This window comes from Flavobacterium fluviale, from assembly GCF_003312915.1.
GTDB classification, from domain to species: Bacteria; Bacteroidota; Bacteroidia; order Flavobacteriales; family Flavobacteriaceae; genus Flavobacterium; species Flavobacterium fluviale.
Map to the genome: position 1 here is coordinate 1,020,250 of NZ_CP030261.1, position 25,422 is coordinate 1,045,671.

20 protein-coding genes are annotated in these 25,422 nt (G+C 31.4%); 14 read left to right on the plus strand and 6 right to left on the minus strand.

Translation table 11 applies throughout. The features are described 5' to 3' along the window. Positions 1 to 23: 23 nt before the first annotated feature. Positions 24 to 2,204 carry a ribonuclease R gene (gene rnr / locus HYN86_RS04585; RefSeq protein ID WP_113676983.1) on the minus strand — a complete coding sequence of 727 codons (2,181 nt, stop codon included), beginning with the start codon at positions 2,202 to 2,204 and terminating at the stop codon, positions 24 to 26. A gap of 110 nt (positions 2,205 to 2,314) precedes the next feature. Between rnr and HYN86_RS04590 the strand changes: the two genes are divergently transcribed. Beyond that, the gene (locus HYN86_RS04590) at positions 2,315 to 2,548 is read left to right on the plus strand and encodes a putative signal transducing protein (RefSeq protein WP_113676984.1); all 234 of its coding nucleotides are present in this window, start codon (positions 2,315 to 2,317) and stop codon (positions 2,546 to 2,548) included. A gap of 56 nt (positions 2,549 to 2,604) precedes the next feature. On the opposite strand, the gene HYN86_RS04595 is transcribed toward HYN86_RS04590, so the two are convergent. Continuing rightward, positions 2,605 to 4,146, minus strand: a complete 1,542-nt coding sequence (locus tag HYN86_RS04595) for a T9SS type A sorting domain-containing protein (protein ID WP_113676985.1) — start codon at positions 4,144 to 4,146, stop codon at positions 2,605 to 2,607. Between the two features lie 850 nt (positions 4,147 to 4,996). Here HYN86_RS04595 and rpiB point away from each other — a divergent pair. Further along, entirely contained in the window at positions 4,997 to 5,428 is a 432-nt protein-coding gene (gene rpiB, locus HYN86_RS04600) for a ribose 5-phosphate isomerase B (protein ID WP_071635753.1), read from the plus strand. A 148-nt stretch (positions 5,429 to 5,576) separates the two neighbouring features. On the opposite strand, the gene HYN86_RS04605 is transcribed toward rpiB, so the two are convergent. Next, positions 5,577 to 5,900: a DUF1294 domain-containing protein gene (locus HYN86_RS04605; protein ID WP_317048545.1), complete on the minus strand. Its 324-nt coding sequence runs from the start codon at positions 5,898 to 5,900 to the stop codon at positions 5,577 to 5,579. A 61-nt stretch (positions 5,901 to 5,961) separates the two neighbouring features. Between HYN86_RS04605 and HYN86_RS04610 the strand changes: the two genes are divergently transcribed. Further along, positions 5,962 to 8,085, plus strand: a complete 2,124-nt coding sequence (locus HYN86_RS04610) for a Tex family protein (protein WP_113676986.1) — start codon at positions 5,962 to 5,964, stop codon at positions 8,083 to 8,085. A gap of 109 nt (positions 8,086 to 8,194) precedes the next feature. On the opposite strand, the gene HYN86_RS04615 is transcribed toward HYN86_RS04610, so the two are convergent. The 3 genes from HYN86_RS04615 to HYN86_RS04625 form a co-directional block, all read right to left on the minus strand. Next, positions 8,195 to 10,690 carry a T9SS type A sorting domain-containing protein gene (locus HYN86_RS04615; RefSeq protein WP_113676987.1) on the minus strand — a complete coding sequence of 832 codons (2,496 nt, stop codon included), beginning with the start codon at positions 10,688 to 10,690 and terminating at the stop codon, positions 8,195 to 8,197. A 105-nt stretch (positions 10,691 to 10,795) separates the two neighbouring features. Next, positions 10,796 to 12,193, minus strand: a complete 1,398-nt coding sequence (locus HYN86_RS04620; RefSeq protein ID WP_113676988.1) for a glycosyl hydrolase family 8 — start codon at positions 12,191 to 12,193, stop codon at positions 10,796 to 10,798. Between the two features lie 114 nt (positions 12,194 to 12,307). Further along, a complete protein-coding gene (locus HYN86_RS04625) occupies positions 12,308 to 12,484 on the minus strand; it encodes a Sec-independent protein translocase subunit TatA/TatB (RefSeq protein WP_057115473.1) in 177 nt (58 codons plus the stop codon). Between the two features lie 212 nt (positions 12,485 to 12,696). Here HYN86_RS04625 and HYN86_RS04630 point away from each other — a divergent pair, with 212 nt between their 5' ends. The 11 genes from HYN86_RS04630 (at position 12,697) to HYN86_RS04685 (ending at position 25,418) form a co-directional block, all read left to right on the plus strand. Further along, positions 12,697 to 13,203, plus strand: coding sequence for a peptidase (locus tag HYN86_RS04630; RefSeq protein WP_113676989.1), 507 nt, complete (start codon positions 12,697 to 12,699; stop codon positions 13,201 to 13,203). Between the two features lie 11 nt (positions 13,204 to 13,214). Then, on the plus strand, positions 13,215 to 14,726 hold the full coding sequence (locus HYN86_RS04635) for a GH3 auxin-responsive promoter family protein (RefSeq protein WP_113676990.1): 1,512 nt from the start codon (positions 13,215 to 13,217) through the stop codon (positions 14,724 to 14,726). Positions 14,727 to 14,914: 188 nt separating this feature from the next. Beyond that, positions 14,915 to 15,355: a transposase gene (locus tag HYN86_RS04640; RefSeq protein WP_230406429.1), complete on the plus strand. Its 441-nt coding sequence runs from the start codon at positions 14,915 to 14,917 to the stop codon at positions 15,353 to 15,355. A 44-nt stretch (positions 15,356 to 15,399) separates the two neighbouring features. Next, positions 15,400 to 17,088, plus strand: coding sequence for a DUF6909 family protein (locus HYN86_RS04645; RefSeq protein ID WP_113676991.1), 1,689 nt, complete (start codon positions 15,400 to 15,402; stop codon positions 17,086 to 17,088). Continuing rightward, a complete protein-coding gene (locus tag HYN86_RS04650) occupies positions 17,089 to 18,069 on the plus strand; it encodes a hypothetical protein (RefSeq protein ID WP_113676992.1) in 981 nt (326 codons plus the stop codon). 51 nt (positions 18,070 to 18,120) lie between these two features. Next, a complete protein-coding gene (locus HYN86_RS04655) occupies positions 18,121 to 18,657 on the plus strand; it encodes a hypothetical protein (RefSeq protein WP_113676993.1) in 537 nt (178 codons plus the stop codon). A 1,678-nt stretch (positions 18,658 to 20,335) separates the two neighbouring features. Continuing rightward, positions 20,336 to 21,343: an O-antigen ligase family protein gene (locus HYN86_RS04665; RefSeq protein WP_162789282.1), complete on the plus strand. Its 1,008-nt coding sequence runs from the start codon at positions 20,336 to 20,338 to the stop codon at positions 21,341 to 21,343. After that, positions 21,336 to 22,133, plus strand: coding sequence for a glycosyltransferase (locus HYN86_RS04670; RefSeq protein ID WP_113676996.1), 798 nt, complete (start codon positions 21,336 to 21,338; stop codon positions 22,131 to 22,133). Before HYN86_RS04665 ends, HYN86_RS04670 begins: the two co-directional genes overlap by 8 nt. A 247-nt stretch (positions 22,134 to 22,380) precedes the next feature. Then, positions 22,381 to 23,322: an O-antigen ligase family protein gene (locus HYN86_RS04675; RefSeq protein WP_162789284.1), complete on the plus strand. Its 942-nt coding sequence runs from the start codon at positions 22,381 to 22,383 to the stop codon at positions 23,320 to 23,322. Then, positions 23,309 to 24,433 (plus strand): glycosyltransferase, encoded by a 1,125-nt coding sequence (locus HYN86_RS04680; RefSeq protein WP_113676998.1) that lies wholly within the window; start codon positions 23,309 to 23,311, stop codon positions 24,431 to 24,433. Before HYN86_RS04675 ends, HYN86_RS04680 begins: the two co-directional genes overlap by 14 nt. Before the next feature lies 1 nt (position 24,434). Beyond that, positions 24,435 to 25,418, plus strand: coding sequence for a UDP-glucuronic acid decarboxylase family protein (locus HYN86_RS04685; RefSeq protein WP_113676999.1), 984 nt, complete (start codon positions 24,435 to 24,437; stop codon positions 25,416 to 25,418). Positions 25,419 to 25,422: the final 4 nt, after the last annotated feature.

The window sequence follows — 25,422 nt, forward strand, 5'->3', positions numbered from 1 at the left end:
ACTTTTATTTTTTAAATTAAACTTTATTCTGCTCTTCTTAAAAAATGAAAATCAAGTTGTTTTTTAACTAAATCTGCATTTTTTACTTTAACATAAATTTCATCTCCTAATTGTAAAATACTATTTGAAGTCGATCCAACTAATGCATATTGCTTTTCATCAAAAGTATAGTAATCATCTTTTATTTCTCTGATTCTTACCATTCCTTCGCATTTGTTAGAAACAATTTCAACATAAATTCCCCATTCAGTAACACCAGAAATAACTCCAAGGAATTCTTCGTCCTGATGATCCTGCATGTATTTAACCTGCATGTATTTAATACTATCTCGCTCAGCATTAGTTGCTAAACTTTCCATATTGGAACAATGCAGACATTTTGTTTCATACACTTCTTCGTCTACAGAAGCTCCATTATCTAAATAATATTGCAGCAAACGGTGTACCATAACGTCTGGATAACGACGAATTGGCGATGTAAAATGGCTGTAATAATCAAAAGCTAAACCGTAATGACCAATGTTATCTGTAGAATATTTGGCTTTACTCATACTTCTAATCGCAAGAGTATCAATTAAGTTTTGTTCTTTTTTACCATTTACTTCTTCCATCAAAGCATTCAAAGACTTTGAAATATCTCCTTTGTTACGGAAATCTATTTTATAACCAAATTTAGCAATTACGGTTTGCATCGCAATTAATTTGTCTTCGTTTGGTTCGTCGTGAATCCTGTAAACAAATGTTTTCTTTTGTTTTCCAATGTATTCAGCCACTTTTCTATTGGCTAAAAGCATAAATTCTTCAATCAAATGATTGGCATCTTTAGAAACTTTAAAGTAAACTCCTTCTGGTTCACCTTCTGCATCCAAATTAAATTTCACTTCAACTTTATCAAAAGAAATAGCACCATTCTGCATTCTTTTCTTTCTCAAAATTTTTGCTAATTCATCTAATTTTAAAGTTGCTTCGGTAATTTCATCTGAAACTACATAAGATTCTCCAGTAATTGAAACATCAACAGGAATTGTATTATCTTTTGTTTCAATAATATATTGTGCTTCTTCGTAAGCAAAACGCTGATCTGAATAAATCACAGTTCTTCCAAACCATTGGTTAATAACTTGAGCGGTTGGTGAAACTTCGAATATCGCAGAGAATGTATATTTCTCTTCATTCGGACGAAGTGAACAGGCAAAATTGGAGAGAACTTCTGGAAGCATCGGCACTACTCTATCTACTAAATAAACAGAAGTTGCTCTTTGATAAGCTTCATCATCCAAAATTGTACCTTCTTCAAGATAATAAGAAACATCGGCAATGTGAATTCCAATCTCGAAATTTCCATTCTCTAACTTTTTGAAAGACAAGGCATCATCGAAATCTTTTGCATCTTTTGGATCTATCGTAAACGTAAGCGTATCACGCATATCACGACGTTTTGCAATTTCAGATTCCTGAATCGAAGTATCTATCTTTTGTGCATAAACCTCCACTTCTACCGGAAAATCTGATGGAAGTCCATATTCCGCTAAAATAGCGTGAATCTCAGTATTGTGTTCACCAGGTTTTCCTAAAACTTTTATGACAGATCCAAACGGACTATCAGCCCTTTTTGGCCAATCTTCGATTTTAACTAAAACAACATCACCGTTTTCTGCTTCACCAATTTTATCCTTTGGAATAAAAATATCGGTATACATTTTAGGATTTGCAGTAGAAACAAATGCAAAATTTGGCTGCATATCAATTACACCAACAAATTCTGTTTTATCTCTTTCTACAACTTCAATTACTTCACCTTCAGGTCTTTTACCTTTTCTTCTATTATAAACATAGACTTTTACTTTGTCTTTATCTAATGCACGATTCAAATTATTGGTCGGAATAAAAACATCTTCTGCAAAATCTGGACAAATAAAATAAGCAGTTTTTCTGCTCGTCATATCTATTGTTCCTTCGTAGTAATCCTGACTTTCGGCTTTTACTAGATATTTTCCAGGTTCTGATTCTATAATTTTCTTTTGCGAAGCTAGAATTTTTAGTTCTTTTATAATTTGATTCCTGCTATTGGTATCGTCAAGTTCAAGCTTTGCTCCTATTTGTTTATAATTGAATGGTTTATTAGCATTTTGCGATAAAATCTTTATTATTTTTCCAGAGAAATCTTTCTCTTTTTTTATCGGCTTTCTAATTTTCTTACTCATATATCTTTTCTTATAAGGTTTAAAATTACAAATAAGAAATCAGATAATACTTTTTAACAAATAGAATTATTAAAAATATAACTTTTCGTACATTTACAAAAAGACCTCATATGGAAAGCTTTAAGACCATCGCCGTATTCAATTATCAGCACGAAACAGTGGTTCTCAAACACTTACTCGAACAGGAAGAAATTCCATATTTTTTCGAAAACGAAATGACACTTTCAGTCGTTCCAATGTACACTTCGGCGCTGGGTGGAATCAAACTCAAAGTTCATCCCAATGATTTTGAAGAAGTGCAGAAAATTCTGGACAACCTCAATAATCCACTTACAATTGTTTAAAATTATTTTAACAAAAAAGCTGCCATGCTGGCAGCTTTTTTGTTTTTATTTTATTCTTATTTTACTAAAACAGTCTTTGTTTCTTTGCCTCTGTCTGTAATAATTTCAAAAAAGTAAACTCCAGTAGATAAAGAACTTACTGAAATAGAATTACTATTTTCAGTTTTTATTAATTGACCTAATGTGTTATATATATTTACTTTTTGTAATGTTAAATCTTGGTTTAAGTCAATATTTACTATGTCAGAAGAAGGATTAGGATAAACTGAAGAACTTGATAATACGAAACTTGCAGAACTTAAAACTGCAGCCGATAAATCAAAAACACGAACCTGACCTGAATAGTTTCCATTTTCAGAACTAAGAGGAGCACCAATAGCAACCACATTGCCATTTGAAGATAGACTAACACTCGATCCACTTCTATCCCCGACAGCTTTTCCATCAATATCAAATCCTAGTTGAATCCAAACACCAGAGACATTTTTATATATCCTCACATGGCCTGAATACTGTCCGTTTCCAGCATTATAAGGAGCACCAATTGCTACTACACTGCCATCTGAAGATAAACTAACACTAGAACCACTCGAATCAGAAATTGCTTCTCCATTGATATCAGCTCCTTGCTGGGTCCAAACATTAGATACATTTTTATATACTCGTACCTGGCCTGAAGATGAAGAGTAACCAATTGACTCATTAAAGTTCCGGCCAATCGCTACAACATTACCATCTGCGGATAAACTTAGTTTGGAACCTATACGATCATAAATAGCTTTTCCATCGATATCTGCTCCAATTTTAGTCCAAACGCCAGAGACATTTTTATATATTCTCACATGCCCTGAATCTGTTCCATTTCCTTTATTATAAATCGCGCCAATAGCTACCACATTACCGTCAGCAGATAAACTTACACTATCACCACTTTGATCAAAAGCACCTTCTCCGTATATGTCAGCTCCTATTTGGGTCCAAACACCAGATATATTTTTAAATATACGAACTTGGCCTGTATAAAATCTATATCCCTCACTTCCATCATTTCCAGGAGCACCAATCGCTACCACAGTACCATCTGCGGATAAACTTACACTCCATCCACTATAATCTTCATTAGCTTTTCCACTAATGTCAGCTCCTACTTGAGTCCAAACGCCAGAGACATTTTTATATACTCGAACCTGACCTGAATCATACCCATTTCTATCATTATAACGAGAACCAATGGCTACTACACTGCCATCTGAAGATAAACTTAAACTATCTCCGCTGCTATCATAAGGATCTTTACCGTTGATAGCTTGTCCTTGTTGAATCCACACACCAGATATATTTTTAAATACACGCACTTGACCTGAATCGGCTCCATTTCCAGCTTCAACAGAAGCACTAATTGCTACTACACGACCATCTGAAGATAAGCTTATACTAGAGCCACTATAATTTTGAGCGGTTTCTCCATTGATATCAGTTCCAATTTGAGTTTGTCCGATACTCAGTAGAGGAAATAAAAGAATAAGTAGAGTTTTTTTCATAAATTGCTTTTTATAAATTTCGAGTAAATATAGAAACATATTAACAAGTAAATGCATTCAATTTAAAAATTAGAAGCAATTCATTAAATTTTCTTCAACTTAAATAATTTCATTAAAATCGTTTAAGCAGATTCTTTTTTTCCAAACTAAATTCAATTTTTTTCTTTTTAAACTTTTTTAGTTTTCAACATATATTAAATACAACAAAAAAGATTTTTAAAAATTTAAAAAAATTTGTTGGTTATTATAGTGTGTTAATATGTCGAATAAATTTATTTTTAAAAGTATTGAAATGAAGTTTCTCTTAGTTATTTTGAGTTATCAACATAGTTATTTTTAGCTAAAAGATTAATATATAAGACTTTTTCTATTTTAATTAACAACGGTTGACAACCAAAAATGAATTCATTTTGTAGATAAGTTCATATGTTGATATTTGTTGAAAATGGCATTTTTGATATTGATAACTTTTACAAAAATTCCCGAAACTTTATTAGGATTTTTGATTCCAGTTTTGGATTAGGTTTTTTTTCGACACAACCAAAAAAAACTTCTAATTTTCTTTTCGAACTTATTAACATTTTCTGTTAATTTAAAGTTAACTGAATATCAACGAATTACGAACTCCTATTAACACCCTAAAATTTTAACAAATATTCTGTTTATTCTTTATTGATTATGAGATACTTATGAAGTTATTAAAATTGTTAATAAGTGATAATGATTTGATATTATGTAGGTTATGTTTCTTATTTTTTTGCCATGAATTTCGCGAATATAAAAGAATTAATATTGGAATGTTTATAGAGTATTCAAATAGAAAATATTTGTGAAAATTAGTGTAATTCATGGCAGCCATTTATTAATTGAGTAAATTTGTATTACACAACTTAATAAGTATAGAAAAATGAAAATTTCGATAGGAAACGACCACGCTGGACCAGAATATAAAAAAGCAATTGTTGAAATGCTTAAAGCAAAAGGATATGAAGTAACGAATTACGGTACTGATACTGATGCTTCTGTAGATTATCCAGATTTTGGACATCCGGTTGCAAATGATGTATCTGAAGGAAAAGCCGATTTTGGAATCGTAATATGTGGCAGCGGTAACGGAATTGCCATGACTGTTAATAAACATCCGAAAGTGAGAGCTGGCTTATGCTGGACTAAGGAAATTGCTTATTTGACACGTTTACACAATGATGCTAATATTGTGAGTATTCCAGCAAGATTTACCTCTATTCCACAAGCGGTTGAAATCGTTGAAACTTTTTTAACGACAGCTTTTGAAGGTGGAAGACACCAAAATAGAGTTAATAAAATTGCTTGCTCATAAAACGTCAAAAAAAATTGGGTGCTACGCACCAGAATAAATAAACAAACCGGGTGAATTTTTAATAATTCTTTCCGGTTTTATTTTTTTTAAATAATTAATAATCAAATATTTATATTTTAATTTTTAAGGTTATTAACAATGTTAATATCTATATATTACGATTATATTTTAAATAGATTACTACAGCTTGAACTAAAATTATATATAGGAATTTCATAATAAAAGTAAATTTACTCGTTTTATGTCTAAAGAATATCATTCCTATAAACAACCCAATTGAACCGCCAATAAATGCGAGCAAAAACAAGACAGCTTCTTGAATTCGTCTTTTATTTCTTTTTGCTTGAAATTTATCGTACCCTGTTATAATAAATGTAAGGCTATTAACAAATAAAAAATATAGTAATAAAACTTCCATTGGCTGTAAAATTAAAAACAAAGATATTATTTTAGCAAAATATTGATCTATCATTATTGTTTTTTAACAAGTAAAATAGATCAATTTAAATTTAAGAATTTATTTCATTAAACGTATGACTAACATTCAATTCATTGCCAAATCTGTTCAGGCACCTGCAGTCAGCATTCAAAACACCGTAAAATTATTAGAAGAAGATTGTACAATTCCGTTTATTTCGCGTTACCGAAAAGATGCTACCGGAAATCTTGATGAAACTGTAATTGAGCAGATTGCAAAATTGCAAAAAGATTATGACACGCTTGTAAAACGTAAAGAAGCTGTTCTAAAATCTATTGAAGAACAAAAAGCTCTTACGCCTGATTTGAAGAAAAAGATCGAAGACAGTTTTGATTTGCAGGAAATTGAAGATTTTTATCTTCCGTACAAAAAGAAGAAAAAAACAAAAGCAGATGTTGCACGCGAATTTGGTTTGGAGCCTTTGGCAAAAATAATAATGTCTGAGAGTGATGTTGATGTCGATTTTGTTTCAACACAATACATTAATGAAAATGTGATTAATGAAGAAGCGGCGATGCAAGGCGCACGAGATATTGTGGCAGAATGGATTAACGAAAATATTTATGTTCGTAAACAGCTTCGTAGATTATATCAGCGAAAAGCGGTAATTGCAACTAAAGTTGTAAAAAAGAAAGCCGAGGAAGAAGGAGCACAAAAATTCAATCAATATTTTGATTGGGAAGAGCCATTGACAAAAGCGCCGGCGCATCGTTTATTGGCTATGCTTCGCGCTGAAAATGAAGGTTTTATTAAAATGAAAATAGATGTTGATATCGACGACGCGTACGATGTTATTGACGAAATTATTATAAAAAAACAAAATAGCACAACTGCTCATTTACAGTTAGCAATTGAGGATAGTTACAAACGTTTATTAAACCCAGCAATTGGAAACGAAACACTGCAGGAAGCAAAAGCAAAAGCCGATGCGAATTCTATTCAGGTTTTTGCCAACAATTTAGGTCAGTTATTATTGGCGCCGCCTTTGGGAGAAAAACGTATTCTGGCGATAGATCCAGGATTTAGAAGCGGTTGTAAAGTAGTTTGCCTGGACGAAAAAGGCGATTTGTTATATAACGAAACGATTTACCCGCACGCGCCTCAACATGAGGAAACTATGGCGATTAAAAAAATCCGTTCGATGGTTAACGCCTATCAAATTGATGCGATTTCTATTGGAAACGGAACGGCTTCTCGCGAAACTGAATTTTTTATCAAAAAAATCGCGTTTGACAAACCAGTGCAGGTTTTTATAGTTTCTGAGGCTGGAGCTTCAGTATATTCGGCATCAAAAATTGCGAGGGAAGAATTTCCAAATTATGACGTAACTGTTCGTGGTTCGGTTTCTATTGGGCGACGACTTTCAGATCCTTTGGCCGAATTGGTAAAAATTGATCCAAAAGCAATTGGGGTTGGACAATATCAGCACGATGTTGACCAGACGAAATTAAAAGAAGAACTGGATAATACCGTAATTCGCTGCGTAAACTCGGTTGGAATTAACATCAACACGGCAAGTAAACATTTACTAAGTTATGTGAGTGGAATAGGAGAGAAGCTGGCTGAAAACATTGTACAATATCGTTCTGAAAACGGGCCTTTTGAAGATAGAAAACAGTTGAAAAAAGTGCCTCGTTTGGGAGATAAAGCGTATCAGCAGGGAGCAGCGTTTATTAGAATTACAAATGCTAAAAATCCGCTGGATAATTCCGCGGTGCATCCAGAAGCTTACTCTGTTGTGGAGAAAATGGCAAAAGATTTGAAACTGTCGGTAAATGAATTAATTGCCAATAAAGAGAAAACAGCTCTTATTAAGCCCGAAAAGTATATTACACCTGAAATTGGTTTACTTACGCTAAAAGACATCATAAAAGAGCTTGAAAAGCCTGGATTAGACCCAAGAAAGTCGGCTAAAGTTTTTGAATTTGATGCCAATGTAAAATCAATCAAAGATTTGAAAACCGGAATGATCTTGCCTGGAATTGTGAATAACATTACCAACTTTGGCTGTTTTGTTGACATCGGAATCAAAGAGAGCGGATTGGTTCATATTTCTCAGTTAAAAGCCGGATTTGTAAGTGACGTAAACGAAGTGGTTAAATTACATCAGCATGTTGATGTAAAAGTTACTGAGGTTGATGAAGATAGAAAGAGAATTCAGCTGACGATGGTTTTGTAGAAATTGCAATTTTTTAAATTCCAAATTCCAAAAAATTTGGAATTATTAAATAAAAAAACTCACATATTGCACCTGTAATTTGTGAGTTTTTAGTTTATAAATCAATCGATTATATTTTAATGAACTTTTGCGAAGCTTCTCCGTTTTCGGTTTTAATTTTAATTAAATATAAACCTGAATTAAAAGAGCTTACGTCAATCGAAGTACTTACATTTTCATTTGTATAAATTAATCTTCCTAGCAAATCATAAATTTTTACAGAGTAATTAGATTCGTTTAATGAATTGATACTTAATGTGTTTTTTACTGGATTTGGCCATAGAGAAAATGATTTGTTTTCTTCAATGAAATCTTCGTTTGATAAAACAACCTCAGTTCCTTTTAAACGAATTAAATTTGAAGAAAGCTGGTCTTTATAAGATAAAAACCATCCTCCTAGTAATATTTTTCCATCTGAGTATAATGCTATAGTCTCGATAGGAGCGTTAAATCCCGTCCCTATATCAAAGGAATTATCTTTACTTCCATCAGTATTTAAAAGAATTAAGCGATTTTGAACACTTTCTTTATAAGACTGAAATTCTCCTCCAACAATTATCTTTTTATCTTTTTGTAAAACTATTGATTTAACACCCAAGCTGTAACTTGATCTGGGTAAATGTCCAAAACCAATTCCCAAATCAAATGATTCATCTTTACTTCCATCTTTATTTAATCGGATCAAATTTACTTGAGGAATCTCTTTAAAATTGTCAAAATCACCGCCAACTAAAATTTTCCCATCATCTTGTAAAGTTATACATCTAACGCTGGCATCAAATCCTGTTTCTATATTAAACGAATTATCTTTACTTCCATCAGCATTTAAACGAATTAAACGATTTTGAGTAGTTCCTTGAAAAGAAGTAAATTGACCGCCTACAAGTATTTTTCCATCTGACTGTTCAACAATACTATAGGCTACATTGTTTAAATCTGTCCCTGTTAAGAAAGATTGATCTTGAGTTCCATCTTGATGTAATCTATATAATTTGTTTTTTGGGAGGTTAGGAAAATTATCTTGATATGTATGAACTAATATTTTTCCATCAGTTTGTAAAGCTATTGCGCTAACTTCATAATCAAATCTCTTAGCAAAAGAAGTGTCTAATGATCCATTAGGATTTAAACGTATGAGATACTGTTTAGAGGTGTTATAGTTATTGTTATCATAGTACGTGAATGAACCCATTACTAATATTTTCCCATCTGGTTGTAAGATTATAGAAGTAATTGAATTATTGAATTTATATTGCAAATTAAAAGAATTATCAATACTTCCATCAGAATTTAAACGAATCAAATTTCTTTGTAGAATTCCTTTATAATTATTGAAATAACCACCAACCAAAATTTTACCATCTTTTTGCAAAGCAGAACATAATATTATACCGTCAAAACCAGTTTCTTTATTGAATGTCATATCTTTGCTTGCATCAGCATTTAAACAAACCATATAATATTGAATATTATAGTTCTGAATATTGTTTCGCCAACCTCGAAATTTACCTCCAACCAATATTTTTCCATCATTTAAAATAGCTACAGAATAAATATCATGGTTGAATCTAGTTCCAATAAAATTTTGATCTTCCGTTCCATCTGGGTTTAAATATTGCAAAACTGCTGATTTATCGGAGTTACCACTACCCCCGTAGCCCACAACTATTTTGCCATTTGACTGTAGCGCCAAAGAAGTTACACCTGTAGAATCGTTTACATCTCTATAATTATCAACAACAAAAGAGGAATCTTTACTTCCATTTGTATTTAGGCGAATCAAACGATTTTGAGAATTTCCTTGATAAGTGCCAAAACGACCTCCTACTATTATTTTTCCATCTGGCTGAATAATAATAGAATTAACGAAACCAGTGAATCCAGTCCCAATATCAAATGTACTATCTTTACTTCCATCCGAATTTAGACGAATTAAATAATTTTGATTAATACCTTTAAATTTATTGAACGATCCTCCTGCAACTATTTTTCCATCTTGTTGTAGAGCTATAGATGAAATTTTGTTATCAAAACCAGTTCCTAAATTAAAAGAGGCATCATTACTTCCATCCGAATTTAAACGTGCTATTAAATAATCACCAGCTGCTAGTATTTTACCATCTGGTTGTATGCTTATAGAACTTACCCTATTTTTTACAATAAAATTAGATCCTACGTCAAAAGTATTATCTTTACTGCCATCAACATTTAAACGAATTAATCGTTTTTCTGCGAGATAATTTGTACCTCCCACAAGTATCTTTCCATCAGATTGTAATGCAATAGACAATATTTCATAATATTCACCCTCTCTAATATAATTGAAAGAATAATCAATACTTCCATCAGGATTTAAACGAACTATTTGTTTGATGTTGGAGTTTCCGTTATAGCTAGAAAATTTTCCAGCCATAATTATTTTTCCATCAGATTGAATTAGTATACATTTTACTTCGTCATCAAATCCAGGAATTGTTCCGAAATTGTGTTCAATTTCAGTTGGATTTTGAGCGGATATTGAAAAGAATTGTAAAAAGAAAAGTAAAAAAAGTAGAGTTTTTTTCATAGATATAAATTTGGGTTAAATATATAATTATTTTCTTTCAAGTTGTATAAAAGCAAAACTCCCAAACTACAATTTATAATTTGGGAGTTTTTTTATTTTTAAGACTTATTTCAAAATCACTTTTTTAGTTATGCTTTTAAAATCATCATTGGATATTTTTACAAAATAAACACCTCTGGATTGGTTGGCTAAATTTATTTCTGTCAATTCTGAAGTTGTTTTTTGCTGATGAATAACACTTCCTGAAGAAGATATTATCGAGATAGTAGATTTCCCAGGCGCACTAACTGTGATTCGATCAGCGCTCGGATTTGGAAAAAGCGTAACAGTAGATTTTTCAATATCAAAATTTTCATTGGACAAAGTAGCAGTTGGAGGCAGATAAAAATTACCAGTTAGTAAAAAGGAGTATAATGTTTTTAGGGTATGATTGAAATAGCTGTTTGGTTCGTTGAGGTTTTTTAAATCGGTATAAGAAGCATCTAAATGCGCTTGATTTTCTCCCGCCATTGCAGCACAGGCAAACGCGCCGACAAAAGTAGCATTGTGCCATTGACCGTTTACGGTTCCGTTTTGATTGTATCCATCTTTAATATTTGCCGAACCTCCAAGGTTAACACGAACAAAATCAGATGATTTCTTAGCATACGTTTTAGCATCGGCATTTCCGTACCATAAATAATCTACCGCGATACGCCAAGGTGTTCTTGCAGCATCATATGTATAGCTTTTTCCGCCGTTATTGTATCCACCAGCTTGCGATGAATAAGCTCCGGAAGCTTCACACCAGTCCGAAACTAACCCGCCTACGGCATTGTTTACAGTAAGATTATTGTTGATAACCGTGTAAGATTTCGCAGCAACCTGATTCCAAAAAGTGATATCGTTTGTAAAAACGCCAAAAGCCCTGTAATAAGCAGGCGAGAAGTAAGAAGGATTTGTGATTTGGCTGCCGCCGAATTGATCTCCAGGTTTTAAAACATAAGTATTGGCTTCCACTTCATAATTTTTAATAGCAGAAATTAAAGCAGTCGCATCGGTTTTGTAGTTAATGTTTCCAGTGCTTCCCCATTGATAATCGGCAACTATAAGGGCAAATGCAGCATCAAGCTCGGCATCTGTAGCTCCGTTTTGACCAATGGTTTCAGAACAGCCATTAATTTTCCAGTTCATTACCTTGTTGCCGTTTACATTGTCTTTGTAATACAACCAAAGTCCATCAAAAAGGTCTTTGTCTGCCTTATAAGCAGATAAGAGCATTCCGTAACCAATTCCTTCAGAAACGGTTTGAGAAGAAGGATCAAATTTCACTCTGTATCTTCCATTAGAACAAGTTTCTACAAAATTGGTTTTCCAAAGATCATAATTGTTTTGGGCATCCAGACTGTTTTTTGTTGATGCCATCAGACCATGATCAAATTTAATATTTGCGGGAAATGATTGCTTTTGTGCATTACTTTCGAGGCACCAAAAAGCAACAGTAATCAGAAGTAGGTTTTTCATAATTATTGTTTAATAGATTTAGGGACTCTAAAAGTAAGATTTTTTAGATATAAAAAAAATCCCAGACTATAATTTGTAAATTATAGTCTGGGATTCATTAAAAGTTGAAGGTTACTATTTTGTTTCTTCTTCTTGTTTTTTAGCAGCAGGTTGATCGTCTTTAGCAGCGTTTTTAAATTCCTTAATTCCACTTCCTAAACCTTTCATTAATTCTGGAATTTTTTTACCTCCAAAAAGTAATATCACAATACCTACTATAACAAGGATTTCTGTAAGACCTAATCTTCCCATGACTGTATATTTAATGCCGAAGCAAATTGATTATTAAGTTTTCACCGCAAAGGTATATAGAAATATACGAACTAGAAGTATTTTTGGTTTAAAATATTTGTATAATACCGCGTTAAATATTTTATAAAATGCTATATTAAGCAAATTCGGAGAATTTAACTGGGCATTATCAATATGATTAATTACTATATTTGCTTGATTAAAGAAGTGCAATGACTAAGAAAAAGAAGAAAAACCTAAGGAAAAAATTGTTCATCAAAAATCGACTAGTCGTTTTGAATGAAGACACTTTTGAAGAAACATTTTCTTTTAGGCTTACTTTAATGAATGTGTTTGTAACATTTACCTTAGGAGGTATTTTTTTAATTCTTATTACAACTTTTATAATTGCTTTTTCACCGCTCCGAGAATTTATTCCAGGATATTCTTCGACAGAATTAAAAAGAAATGCTACCAAATTGGCAATCAAATCAGATTCGCTTGAAACAGCTTTACGACAAAATGAGGCTTATATAAAAGGAATTCAAAAGGTTTTAAAAGGCGAAATGGAATATTCGAAATTTAATAGGGATTCTATTTTGGCCGAAACAGTTGAAGATCCTTCAGATTTAAATATGAAAGCATCTGATGCTGAGATTAAGTTAAGAGAAGAAGTAACAGCAGCCGAAAAGGAAATGAAGACTAAATCTCAAGATAAAAAGAAAAGTGACAAAAAATAATACCACATCAAATGTCAATTAAAGCATTAGCAGCAAAATTATTTGCAAGTAAAATATATCATCAAACACAGACTTGGGCCCAAAAACCAGTCGAAACCCAAGAGAAAATCTTTCAAAAATTAATTAAAAATGCGAAAGAAACGAGTTTTGGAAAAGATCATCATTTTAATAAAATAAAAAACGTTGAAGATTTTCAGCAAAATGTTCCTGTAAGAGATTACGAAGATTTAAAACCTTACATAGAAAAAGTAATAAAGGGAGAAGCAGATATTTTGTGGAAAGGAAAACCGCTTTATTTTGCAAAGACTTCTGGAACTACTTCGGGTGCAAAATTTATTCCGCTGACCAAAGAATCAATGCCATATCATATTGAAGCGGCTAGAAATGCGATTTTACACTATGTTCATGAAACTGGAAATGCCGATTTTGTTGACGGAAAAATGATCTTTTTGCAAGGAAGCCCCATTCTGACTGAAAAATATGGGATCAAGTTCGGAAGACTTTCAGGAATTGTTGCCCATTTTGTTCCTAAATATCTGCAAAAAAACAGAATGCCATCTTGGGAAACCAATTGCATAGAAGATTGGGAAACCAAAGTAGATGCAATTGTCGATGAAACTATTAAAGAAAATATGTCTGTTATTTCTGGAATTCCGGCTTGGGTGCAAATGTATTTTGAGCGTTTGCAGCAAAAAAGCGGCGGGAAGAAAATAGGCGATATTTTTAAAAACTTTAAACTGTTTATTTACGGGGGCGTTAATTACGAACCATATCGCGCCAAGTTCGAAAATATGATTGGCAGAAAAGTTGACAGCATAGAATTGTTTCCTGCTTCTGAAGGATTTTTTGCCTATCAATCCCGAAATTTTGGGATCAAAAATGAAGAAGGAATGCTTTTATTATTGAATTCTGGAATTTTCTACGAGTTTATAAAGGCAGATGAATTTTTTGAAGAAAATCCAAAAGTGCTGACAATTGGAGAAGTTGAAATAGGAGTAAACTACGTTTTGATTATTTCTACAAATGCGGGACTTTGGCGTTATAATATTGGTGACACAGTTCAGTTTACATCGTTGTTACCACATCGTGTTATAGTTTCTGGACGTATTAAGCATTATATTTCGGCTTTTGGCGAACATGTAATTGCTAATGAAGTAGAAAATGCAATGGAAGAAGCCGTTGCATCGACTAATATTGTAATTAACGAATTCACGGTAGCGCCGCAAATTAATCCAGCAAACGGACTCCCGTATCATGAATGGCTTATAGAATTCGAAAACGAACCAGAAAACATGGAAATTTTTGCAGAAACGATTGACAATTCAATGCGTAGGCAGAACATTTACTACGATGATTTGATTACTGGAAATGTTTTAAGAAAAGTTGTGGTTACTAAAGTTTCTAAAAACGGATTTCAGGATTATATGAAATCACAGGGAAAATTGGGAGGACAGAATAAAATTCCGAGATTGTCTAATAATAGGGATATTGCGGATAATTTGATAAAATCGGATAATATTTAAAAATGTTAAAAGATTATATAACGGCGTAGAGGTAATTTAAATTAATGAGTCAAGGAAAGTTTCAAAACAAATACCGTATTTCTTCAATAAGAGCTCAATGGTGGGATTATGGTTGGAATGGAGCCTATTTTATAACTATTTGTACACAAGGGTGAGAACATTATTTTGGAGAAATTCAAAATGACAAGATGGTTTTGTCAGAGGTTGGTATTATTGCTGATATATTATGGCATCAAATACCAATACACCATAAAAACGTTGAATTGGGTGATTTTGTAGTCATGCCAAATCATATCCACGGAATTTTGATTATCGACAAACATTTGAATAATGCAAATGTAGATAATGTAGAGACAGGGCATGCCCTGTCTTTACCAACAGAAATAATTCAAAAACCAGGTTTGCAGCGTTTTCAAAATATTGGTAAAAATACTATTTCGTCAATTGTTGGATCATATAAATCTGCGGTAACCAAACATGCTAACAGATTGGGATATCCGCATCAATGGCAAAAATTATTTTACGATAACATTATTAGAAACAATAATGATTATCAAAAAATTTCTGATTACATTGTTTCAAATCCAGAAAATTGGGCAAAGGATAAATTTAAAACAGAAGAAACATAGTTAAAAATCAAAATTATTACTTTTGATTTATAAAATAAAAAAACATGAAAGAAACCAAACATATATCAAGATCTAGAGCGCAGGAATCGTCTGCGGCGATAGAAAAAATGTACATTACAATGCGCCATTTATTCAACCGTGGTTTTTACAAACCAATGGGAGTTTCTGGCGACAGCTTACGAGAATCATTATTAGCATTACGTCCTGAAATCTACGGAAATATAGCCGAAGAAAAAGTAGAACTTAACGGACTTTTATACGTTATAGAACGTTTACCAATTGGAATCGAACAATGCCGTTTTATCAATTTAACTTCTGACGAAGGATATTCTAAATCGCATTTTCAGGCAATTGTTCCTCCAAAAAGAAGAAGAAACTGCTACAGAATCGACGAAGAACAAATGAACGTAGAAATTACGCGCGGCCGTTCTGATATCTATGACATTCTAACACATTTGACTTTCATTTTTATTGAATCTCATAAAATTAAAAACAGAGTTTTAATTGATGACGGAGGAGAAGTTTCTCGCGACTGGCAGAAATTGGAACAGGCTGTTATGCAGACCAAAAAGCTTTCTCAAGTTGAAAAAGAAAAAGCTATTTCGCACGTGGCTAATATTTTAGCAAGAACTTTCGAAGAAGTTTTAGATATTTACGATGCTTTTGGTTCAGAAAATGCGCCAGATCGCTTCCTGCACGTTATTTATTGGTTAGGAAAATTAGCAATCGAAGAAATTGTTGAGAATAATAAACGTACAATTACTTTTAGCCCGGTTTTACGCGAGCGTTTAGGGCACCATATTCACGGAGAAATCTGGGCAACAAATATTAAAGAAGTTCTTAAAGCAAACGATTTGCTGAAAAGACCAATTCACGTCATTAGTGCGAATATGCACAGTGTCATGAATTCGATTTTTGCAACGCCGTTATTAAAAACAAAATTTAAAGGAAAAACAGATTTCTTTATTTACGAAGAACTAAGCAGTTCAGGATCAAAAGAAATTAGAGGTCAAGTTGAAGAATTAGCTCTTAAAAACGGAATGATTTCACTTCCAGATACTTCTGGAACCAATATCGACGTTCAGATTTTTGATACGGCGAAAATTGACTGGTCGAAAACGGCATTTTCTTATGCTAATATCGATGAAGAAAAACCAGTTATCATTGTAATGGATTATGCTTTTGGAGAACAAGCTTATGAAACTATCGATGAACTTTTGAAACCATTTAAGAAAGAAACTTTACTAAATGTAAAATCGGTTTCTATTATGGGTAAAGCTGGAATTCTAGAAGGTGGAAAAGGAGATATTATGATCCCGACGGCACATATTAACGAGGGAACTGCAGATAATTATTTCTTCGAAAATGAACTTACAGGTGCAATGTTTGAAGGAAATGACATTGATATTTATGAAGGCGCGATGGTAACCGTTCTTGGAACATCTTTACAAAATAGAGATTTACTGAAATTTTTTCACGAATCAACATGGGGTGTAATTGGTCTTGAAATGGAAGGATCTTATTACCAAAAAGCGATTCAGTCGGCATCTAAAATTAGAAAAAGCGTACCGCATGATATTAAAGTTCGTTATGCTTATTATGCTTCAGATAACCCGTTAGAAACAGGAAGTACGTTAGCTTCTGGCGGTTTAGGAACCACTGGTGTTAAACCAACTTATTTGATTACAATAAAAATTCTTGAACAGATTTTTAATATAAAAGAGCCAGTATAAATGAGTACAAAAGTACCCCACAATTCAGAAGATCAAGAGATTGATTTAGCTAGGATTTCAAAAAAAATAAGCAATTTTTTGGAATCTGTTAAAAGTTCTATTTTTAATGGAATTCAGTTTTTTGTACAAAACTGGATTGTTGTTTTGGTTTTAGTTGTGGCTGGCTTTGGTCTTGGAATGATTTTAGATAAAACGCAGAAAAAATATCAGCATCAAATTATAGTATCGCCAAATTTTGGAAGTACGGATTATTTGTATTCCAAAATCGATCTGATTGATTCTAAAATTAAAGAAAAAGACACAATATTCTTGAAGAATACTTTAGGAATTGAAAAACCTAGTGATGTAAAATCTATAGAAATTAAGCCTATTGCCGATGTTTATAATTTTATTCAGAACAAGCCTGAAAATTTTGAATTGATCAAATTGATGGCTGAAGATGGTGATATTAATAAGGTACTTCAAGAAAATATTACAAGTAAAAATTACACTTATCAAACGATAATTTTAGTTACAAAAAGCAAAACATCTGAAGATAAACTCATTAAACCACTTTTGAAGTATTTCAATGATTCAGATCATTATAGTAAAATACAAAAGGAGATTTACAAGAATGTAGAATTAAAAATGAAACAAAATGATACTATTATCAAGCAGATAGATGGTGTTTTAAATAATTTTTCTAAGTCTACTAATAATAATGCTAAAAGCGATAAACTGGTGTACTATAATGAAAATACCCAATTAAATGATATTATTAAAACAAAAGAGACATTGATTAACGAACAGGGAAATCATAAAATTGAACTGATAAGTTATGATAGGATTATAAAAGAAAACAGTGTTGTGCTAAACAAAGAGTCTGAAGTATTTCAAGGACGTTTAAAAATTATCTTACCCTTAGCTTTTATTTTAGGATTTATTTTGCTTCGAATGTTTGTTCGTTTTTATAGAAACCAATCACGTATTTTGACTGTTTAAAATTTTCAGATTATTAATCAAAAAAATTACATTTGCCAAAAATTTAAAATAATGAATAATAAATCTATCTTAATAAATTTAATTGCTGTTGTATGTTTCATTTCTTGTAAAAATAAAGAAGCACAAGAACCAGTAGAAGAGGTTAAAGCAAATACTTTTGATGTAATTGTTGATTTAAACATACAAAAAGACGATGAATTAATTCTTTTTTACAAGGATGCATCAATAGCTTATTTTGATGAGAAGAATACGGTTTATAACGGCGTAAAAGGAAAACCAGAAGCACAAACGGTTACTTTTAGTGTTCCTGAAGGAATTTTGCCAAACGATATTCGTTTTGATATAAGTTCTAAAAAAGACCAGCAGCCAATAAAAATCAATTCGATAGCATTGAGCTACAGTGGCAGAACTTTTAAAATTGAACAAAGAGATTTATTAAAATATTTTACTCCAAATGAGTTTATAAATTTTGATGAAGCAACAGGCACAGCTTCTTTTACAGAAAAAGAGGGTAATTATGACCCAATTTTTAATACAAAACCGGCAATATATGTTGAGCTTGAAAAAATAGAAAACATTAAATTATAGCCAGAAATAGTTATAAGATAAACATAGGAGGTTAATTCATTATTTATGAGTTAACCTTTTTAATATAAAGTATATTGATAATTTTATTTCGTAAATATTTTTTTCAGCATGCATCGTTGATTGTATTGATGTTTGGAGCACTAAGTTTTTTTGCTTCGAATATTTTTATGAAAGAGATTCTAAGCCCGGAACTTTACGGATATTTATCTGTTTTTATTACCTATTTTTCATTTATATATGTGTTTGGAAACTTTGGTACTGAGCAGGTTTTTCTGCGTTTTTCGGTACCTGAAGCAAAAAATAAGATAAGCACTCAAAAAACATTACTTTATTTAAGTCTATTTTTTACTCTCTTTTCTGCTTTGACAGGAACAATACTTTTCAAACATTGGTATAAAGAAATTTCTATCAATCCTGTTTTTTTATTTTTTTCGAGTTTAAGTATTATCGGATCAACTTTTTTATTCTCCGTATTACGCTTAAACTCAAACTTTGTATTATCTCAGCTTTTGTCAAATAGCTGGAAAATAGGAATGTTTTTTCTTTCAGCAGTATATTTAATTTATAGTTATTCGGACTTCTATTTATTCCTCAATATAATTTCGATGATTATGATAGTTTGTTTTATTTTTTACCTCTTTTATATCATCAAAAAGATTCAATTTAATTTTAGTACAGAAAGAACAAACAAACAGTTATTTGAATCTTCGTTTCATTTTTTTATCTCCATATCTTCGTTCTCCTTAATAATTTTTGCAGATCGTTTTATTGTAGAACATAAATACACATTTGAGAAATTTGGAGATTTCTTTTATTTGAGCACTTTCTTTTTGGCGCCATTTTCTATTATTCAAAGCTATATCGGATTCAAACAATTAATTCATTTCAAGACCAACTTTATAAAAAGGGATTTTCAACGGTTTTTAAAAAAAGTGATTTTATTTGGCGTACTAATGGCAGTTGGTTTGTGCGCAATTACATTTTTAATTCGTTATTTTAAAATAATTAATTTTCCTTTCGAACACTATATAAGCATTATCATCTTGTTATTAATTACGGGAATAGTAAGATTATATGCCTCATCTGTAAGCGCGGCATTTGAAGCAAAAACATCTATTGAAACACTGAGAAAATCGAACTTATTAATTGTTATTATTACAGTCCTGATTTTATTATTTACTTTTATTTTTGTTGATTCGATAGAGATGATAACTGTAAATATAATTATTGTCTGGTTTTTACGAAGTCTTATTTGTAAACAGCTGCTTTATAATCAAATTAAAAAGGAGAAGTAATGAAAACGCCATTATCAAAAATATATACATTTCTCTTTTATACAGGGCTTTTCTTTTTTTCATTTAATGAATATTATGGTATTTCTTTTTTAGGTGAATTTAAAACAGAATCCGGAGCCCTTTTTTTTCTCTTAGGTTTCTTGCTATTGATTGTTGAAAGTATAGCACAAAAAAAAATATCGATTCCTTATAAAAGCACTCTTTTTCAATTACTAGTATTCTTTTTGCTTTGGTGTTTTACAACGACTTTACTAAATGGAAATACTGTTTTTTCCAATTATTTTAAGCACACCAGCGGTTTTAAGCGGTTTTTGAGACAATACTTTTCGTTTCTTCTTTCTTGTGTGGTTTTCTTTTTACTGTACTGGAACGTGATTTGTAAAATGAAAGTTTCTGATATTCTTTTAAAGATTAGAAAGGTATTTTTACTTTCATTAATTGTTGCATTTGTGTACGGATTTTTAGAAACACTGGTTGTAATTTTTGGCTTTGGAACTTTTTATCCTGTTCTAAAATTATTTAGTTATTTCCCTTTTTTAGAAGTTTCCCTTCATTCTGCCGGAAGAATTTCATCTATTGCTTATGAACCTCCATTTTTAGCTATTTATCTTATAACCATTTCGGGCTGGATGTTTAGTTATATTCTAACTCATAAAAGCCCATTTAAGTTTCTGCCGGCATTTGCAGTTTTATTTTTAACCTATTTTTCAGGCTCCAGGACAGGACTTGTTGTGGTTGTTATTCAGCTGTTTGTATTTTGTACGTTTTTGTATAAAGACCCGCGTTTTAAATCTTATATCGTAAAATCTCTCTTCGGATTTGGATTGGTTTTTTGTTTTTTACTTCTTTTAAATGGAGAGAAAATGGTAAAATCTATAAGTGAAAAAGCCGATTCTTTAGATTTTAAAAAGAACCTGACCAAAAATGTATCTAATCAGTCAAGATTTGGTATGCAGTATGCGGCATTTCATGTTTTTCTGGAAAATCCTATTATTGGAGTAGGTTTTGGACAGCAGGCTTATCATATTCGGACCCATTATCCGAGCTGGGCAACAAGAAATAACTACGAGTTTGAACTTCTCTATAAAAACAAAAACGAGAGATCTTTTCCGCCGGGATATAATATTTACACTCGGTTACTTGCCGAAACAGGTTTGGCTGGAATTGCTTTATTTTTGATGCTGCTTTATTTTTCTTTGCGAGAAGCCAGATTACTGCTGAAAAAAGCAAAAGGTGATGAAAAGATTTTATTAATAATTATTTTGATTTCTCTTATCGGATTATATATAAATTGGCTTCAAATCGATACTTTTAGAATGTATGGCGTATGGCTGAATTTGGCTGTTTTGATTCGATTGAGATACAAACCATTAAACTTAAGAGATGAATAAAATTCTAGTTTTAATTCCATATTATAATAATATCGAAGGTTTGTTAAAATCTCTAAAATCAATAGATGCAGATGAAAATTTGGATGTATTAATTGTGGATGATGGAAGTACAATTAAATTGCAAAAAGAGCTGATTGCTGGAAGTTTTAAAGCCAATGGAAAAATCCTTTATAAAATTTCAGAGAAGAATGAAGGAATAGAATCAGCATTGAATCATGGATTAAAAATAGCTAAGAGTCAACAATACGAATATATAGCGAGATTAGATTGCGGCGATGTTTGTTTGGGCAAAAGATTCCAAATTCAGTCTCAATTTTTAGAGAAAAACCCTGAAATTAAAATTGTCGGCTCCAACGTATTGGCTGTAGATTGTAACGATAATTTCTTATACGCAATTAATCTTCCGCTGAATCATGAAGATATAGAAAAGAAAATGTATTTCAATTCAATGCTTATACATCCCGCCGTAATGTTTTGTAGTTCAATATTAGACACAATTGGTTATTATCCTACTCAATATAAATCTGCAGAAGATTATGCTTTCTTTTTTGCGATTTTGAAAAAACATAGAATTGCTAATTTACAAGAGTATCTAACCCAAATAGAAATAAACGAAAAAGGAATTTCTTTGCAGAGAAGACAGCAGCAGGTAAAAAGCAGAATCCAGATTATTAAGGATAATTTTTATTTTGGATGGTATCCAATTTATGGCCTTTTCAGAAATTATGTATTACTTGTATTACCGTACAGAATAATTTTGAAGATTAAAAAAATAAAGAAAAATGCTTAATATATTAAAAAAGAACGGTTTCGAATTTCTATCGTATGTTTTGATAGTGTCGCTTTTTTTTTCAAAGGCGATTCCTAATATTATTTTAGCTGTATTATCATTATGGATTTTAATTGATTTTAGGAGAATACAAAAACCTAAGCTTCAATTTTCATCCAGTAATTTTTTATGGACATTGGTAGTTTTTTTAATTTTAAAATCAATTTTTTTCGGAACAATTGTTCATGATCTAAAAGTTTATAAAGGCTTGCTTTTAATATTTTGGTTATCAATTGTTTTTCAAAGAATTAAAGATAAAGACAGACTCAAAACCGTTATTTTATGTTCTATAACCCTTGTAGTTTTAATTTCACTTTTTTTAATTGCATTATATTATTTTAAAAACAACAGCCTTCCTTTTTCTAATACGGCTGAGGTTAATCAGTTATTATTATTAGAGCGTCCGTATATTGGATTTATTGCTGTTTTGGGTGTTTTTTTAGCTATAGAAAAAGCAGTTTTAAATCCCTCTTTTAAAATAATATGGTTCAGTAATGCAATAGTGCTGTTTCTATTTATAATTCTTATTTCAGCAAGAATTTCTATTCTCACTTTGTTTTTATTGGCCGCAGTTTATTTAGTTTTTTATTTTAGAATTAATAAATTGAAAAAGACCCTTATTTTAATAAGTCTTGCTATTGGATTTGGAGTTTTAGTATTTACAAATAAGAATATCTCAGAACGATTTTTTATAAAAAGCAATCTTTCAGAATCTTTAAAAACAGCATCAGATTATGAGCCAAGAATCGTAATTTGGGATTGTGCATTTCGAATGACAAAAGAAAATAACTTTAACTTTTTAGTTGGTTTTGATGGTTATAAAACTATAGAAAAATATTTTTCAGACTGCTATTCATCCAATATTGAAAATGAATCAAAACGAGAGTATTTTTTATCAGAAAATTTCAATTCGCACAATCAATTTATTGATTTTTATTTAATAGGAGGAATTACAGCACTTTTATTGTTTGCTGTGTTCTTTATTAAATTACTAAACGAATCAAGATATAATTTTTTTAAAGCAGCTATAGTAGTTTCGTTCTTGCTTTTTTTCATAGTAGAAAATATATTTTACAGACAATTTGGATGTTATTTGTTTGGTTTATTTATACTAATTTTACCGCATAATAAATTAAATGAAGAAAATTAAAATTGTACATGTTCTCCATTCTGTAGGAGGAGTTGATGTTTCGTTGAGACAGATACTTCACAATTTAGATACTGAGAACTTTGAGAATATAGTCATTCATGGAGACTCGGATACTGATAAAGAATTTGTAAATAAAGATTCTAAACCATTAGTACATTATCTTTTGCCAATTTACAGAGAGATATCTTTATTAAATGATTTGTCATCAATTTTAAAAGCATGGAAAATTATTCGAAAAGAAAAACCAGATTTAATACACTCTCATAGTACAAAAGGTGGAGTAATTGGAAGAATTGCTGGTTTTTTAACGGGAACAAAAGTTTTACACACTCCTCAGGCATTTTCTTTTTTAAGTGCAGAGAGTAAAATTAAAGAATATGTTTTTCTTAAAATTGAAAAACTGCTTTCTAAAGGAAATACCGTTTTACTAGCATCTTCTCAATCGGAATTAAATAGAGCAATAAGAGAGGTTGGTTTTCCAAAAAATAAAACAGATCTTTTTAATAACGCTATAGAGCCAATTGAAAAAATATTTGATTTATCTATACCCAAAACATGGCCAGACCAATATCTTTGTACAGTAGGCAGACCTTGTTATCAAAAAAACATCGAAGAGCTGATTCAGGTTTTATATGAACTTAATAAAAATGTAGATATACATTTAGTTATTTTAGGATTAGGCCATCATGCCGACCATATTAAGCAGGTTGAAAATTTAATTACGAAACTAAATTTAAAAGATAAAGTAACATTACTAAACTGGACAACCAGAGAAGATGTTTTGAATATTATTAGCAAATCGAAACTTTACCTTTCAACAGCCCGATATGAAGGGCTTCCCTATTCGATTATTGAGAGTTTGGCACTAGCAATTCCTTGCGTAGTTTCTGATTGTGATGGAAATAGAGATTTAATTACAAATGATTATAATGGTTATTGTATAAAAGAAAACAAAACATTAGAGTTCAGTAATAAGATTGGTGTTTTGCTTCAAGACGAAAAATTATATGATGAATTTTCAAAAAATGCTAAGAACACTTTTGAAGACGGCCATAATATTTATAAAAAAATAAAAGATTTAGAATCTATATATAGAGATCAATTGAAATAATATGAAAAGAATACTTATCACTGGAGCTGCAGGATTTCTAGGATCGCATTTATGTGACAGATTTATCAAAGAAGGTTACTTCGTAATCGGCATGGATAATCTGATAACGGGAGATCTTAAAAATATTGAACATCTATTCAAACTAGAAAACTTCGAGTTTTATCATCATGATATTACCAAGTTTGTCCATGTTCCTGGTGATTTAGATTATATTTTACATTTTGCATCGCCGGCAAGCCCGATCGATTATTTAAAAATTCCGATTCAAACCCTTAAAGTTGGATCTCTTGGAACACATAATTTGTTAGGATTGGCGAGAGTAAAAAAAGCGCGAATTTTAATTGCTTCAACTTCTGAAGTTTATGGAGATCCTTTAGTACATCCGCAGACTGAAGAATACTACGGAAATGTGAACACAATTGGTCCGCGTGGCGTTTATGACGAAGCCAAACGTTTTCAGGAATCTATCACAATGGCCTACCATACTTTTCATGGTGTAGAAACCAGAATTGTGCGTATTTTTAATACTTACGGACCAAGAATGCGATTAAACGATGGTCGTGTAATTCCTGCCTTCATCGGTCAAGCTTTACGTGGTGAAGATTTAACGATTTTTGGAGATGGTTCACAAACACGTTCTTTCTGCTACGTAGATGATCAAGTTGAAGGTATTTTCAGATTATTACATTCCGATTATGTATATCCTGTAAACATTGGAAATCCAGATGAAATCACCATAAAAGATTTTGCAGAAGAAATCATTAAATTGACAGGAACTAATCAAAAGGTAGTCTATCATCCTTTACCAATAAACGATCCTTTACAGCGTCAGCCAGACACTACAAAAGCAAAAGAATTGTTAGGATGGGAAGCAAAAGTAAGCCGTTCTGAAGGAATGAAAATTACCTACGATTATTTTAGATCATTATCTCCAGAAGAACTTTCAAAAGAAGAGCACAAAGACTTTTCAAGTTATATCAAATAATATT

Bases quoted from the DNA above. Each gene is read 5' to 3' on its own strand.
- rnr (WP_113676983.1), bottom strand. From the start codon at position 2,204: ATGAGTAAGAAAATTAGAAAGCCGATAAAAAAAGAGAAAGATTTCTCT.
- HYN86_RS04590 (WP_113676984.1), top strand. From the start codon at position 2,315: ATGGAAAGCTTTAAGACCATCGCCGTATTCAATTATCAGCACGAAACA.
- HYN86_RS04595 (WP_113676985.1), bottom strand. From the start codon at position 4,146: ATGCATTTACTTGTTAATATGTTTCTATATTTACTCGAAATTTATAAA.
- rpiB (WP_071635753.1), top strand. From the start codon at position 4,997: ATGAAAATTTCGATAGGAAACGACCACGCTGGACCAGAATATAAAAAA.
- HYN86_RS04605 (WP_317048545.1), bottom strand. From the start codon at position 5,900: ATGATAGATCAATATTTTGCTAAAATAATATCTTTGTTTTTAATTTTA.
- HYN86_RS04610 (WP_113676986.1), top strand. From the start codon at position 5,962: ATGACTAACATTCAATTCATTGCCAAATCTGTTCAGGCACCTGCAGTC.
- HYN86_RS04615 (WP_113676987.1), bottom strand. From the start codon at position 10,690: ATGAAAAAAACTCTACTTTTTTTACTTTTCTTTTTACAATTCTTTTCA.
- HYN86_RS04620 (WP_113676988.1), bottom strand. From the start codon at position 12,193: ATGAAAAACCTACTTCTGATTACTGTTGCTTTTTGGTGCCTCGAAAGT.
- HYN86_RS04625 (WP_057115473.1), bottom strand. From the start codon at position 12,484: ATGGGAAGATTAGGTCTTACAGAAATCCTTGTTATAGTAGGTATTGTG.
- HYN86_RS04630 (WP_113676989.1), top strand. From the start codon at position 12,697: ATGACTAAGAAAAAGAAGAAAAACCTAAGGAAAAAATTGTTCATCAAA.
- HYN86_RS04635 (WP_113676990.1), top strand. From the start codon at position 13,215: ATGTCAATTAAAGCATTAGCAGCAAAATTATTTGCAAGTAAAATATAT.
- HYN86_RS04640 (WP_230406429.1), top strand. From the start codon at position 14,915: ATGGTTTTGTCAGAGGTTGGTATTATTGCTGATATATTATGGCATCAA.
- HYN86_RS04645 (WP_113676991.1), top strand. From the start codon at position 15,400: ATGAAAGAAACCAAACATATATCAAGATCTAGAGCGCAGGAATCGTCT.
- HYN86_RS04650 (WP_113676992.1), top strand. From the start codon at position 17,089: ATGAGTACAAAAGTACCCCACAATTCAGAAGATCAAGAGATTGATTTA.
- HYN86_RS04655 (WP_113676993.1), top strand. From the start codon at position 18,121: ATGAATAATAAATCTATCTTAATAAATTTAATTGCTGTTGTATGTTTC.
- HYN86_RS04665 (WP_162789282.1), top strand. From the start codon at position 20,336: ATGAAAGTTTCTGATATTCTTTTAAAGATTAGAAAGGTATTTTTACTT.
- HYN86_RS04670 (WP_113676996.1), top strand. From the start codon at position 21,336: ATGAATAAAATTCTAGTTTTAATTCCATATTATAATAATATCGAAGGT.
- HYN86_RS04680 (WP_113676998.1), top strand. From the start codon at position 23,309: ATGAAGAAAATTAAAATTGTACATGTTCTCCATTCTGTAGGAGGAGTT.
- HYN86_RS04685 (WP_113676999.1), top strand. From the start codon at position 24,435: ATGAAAAGAATACTTATCACTGGAGCTGCAGGATTTCTAGGATCGCAT.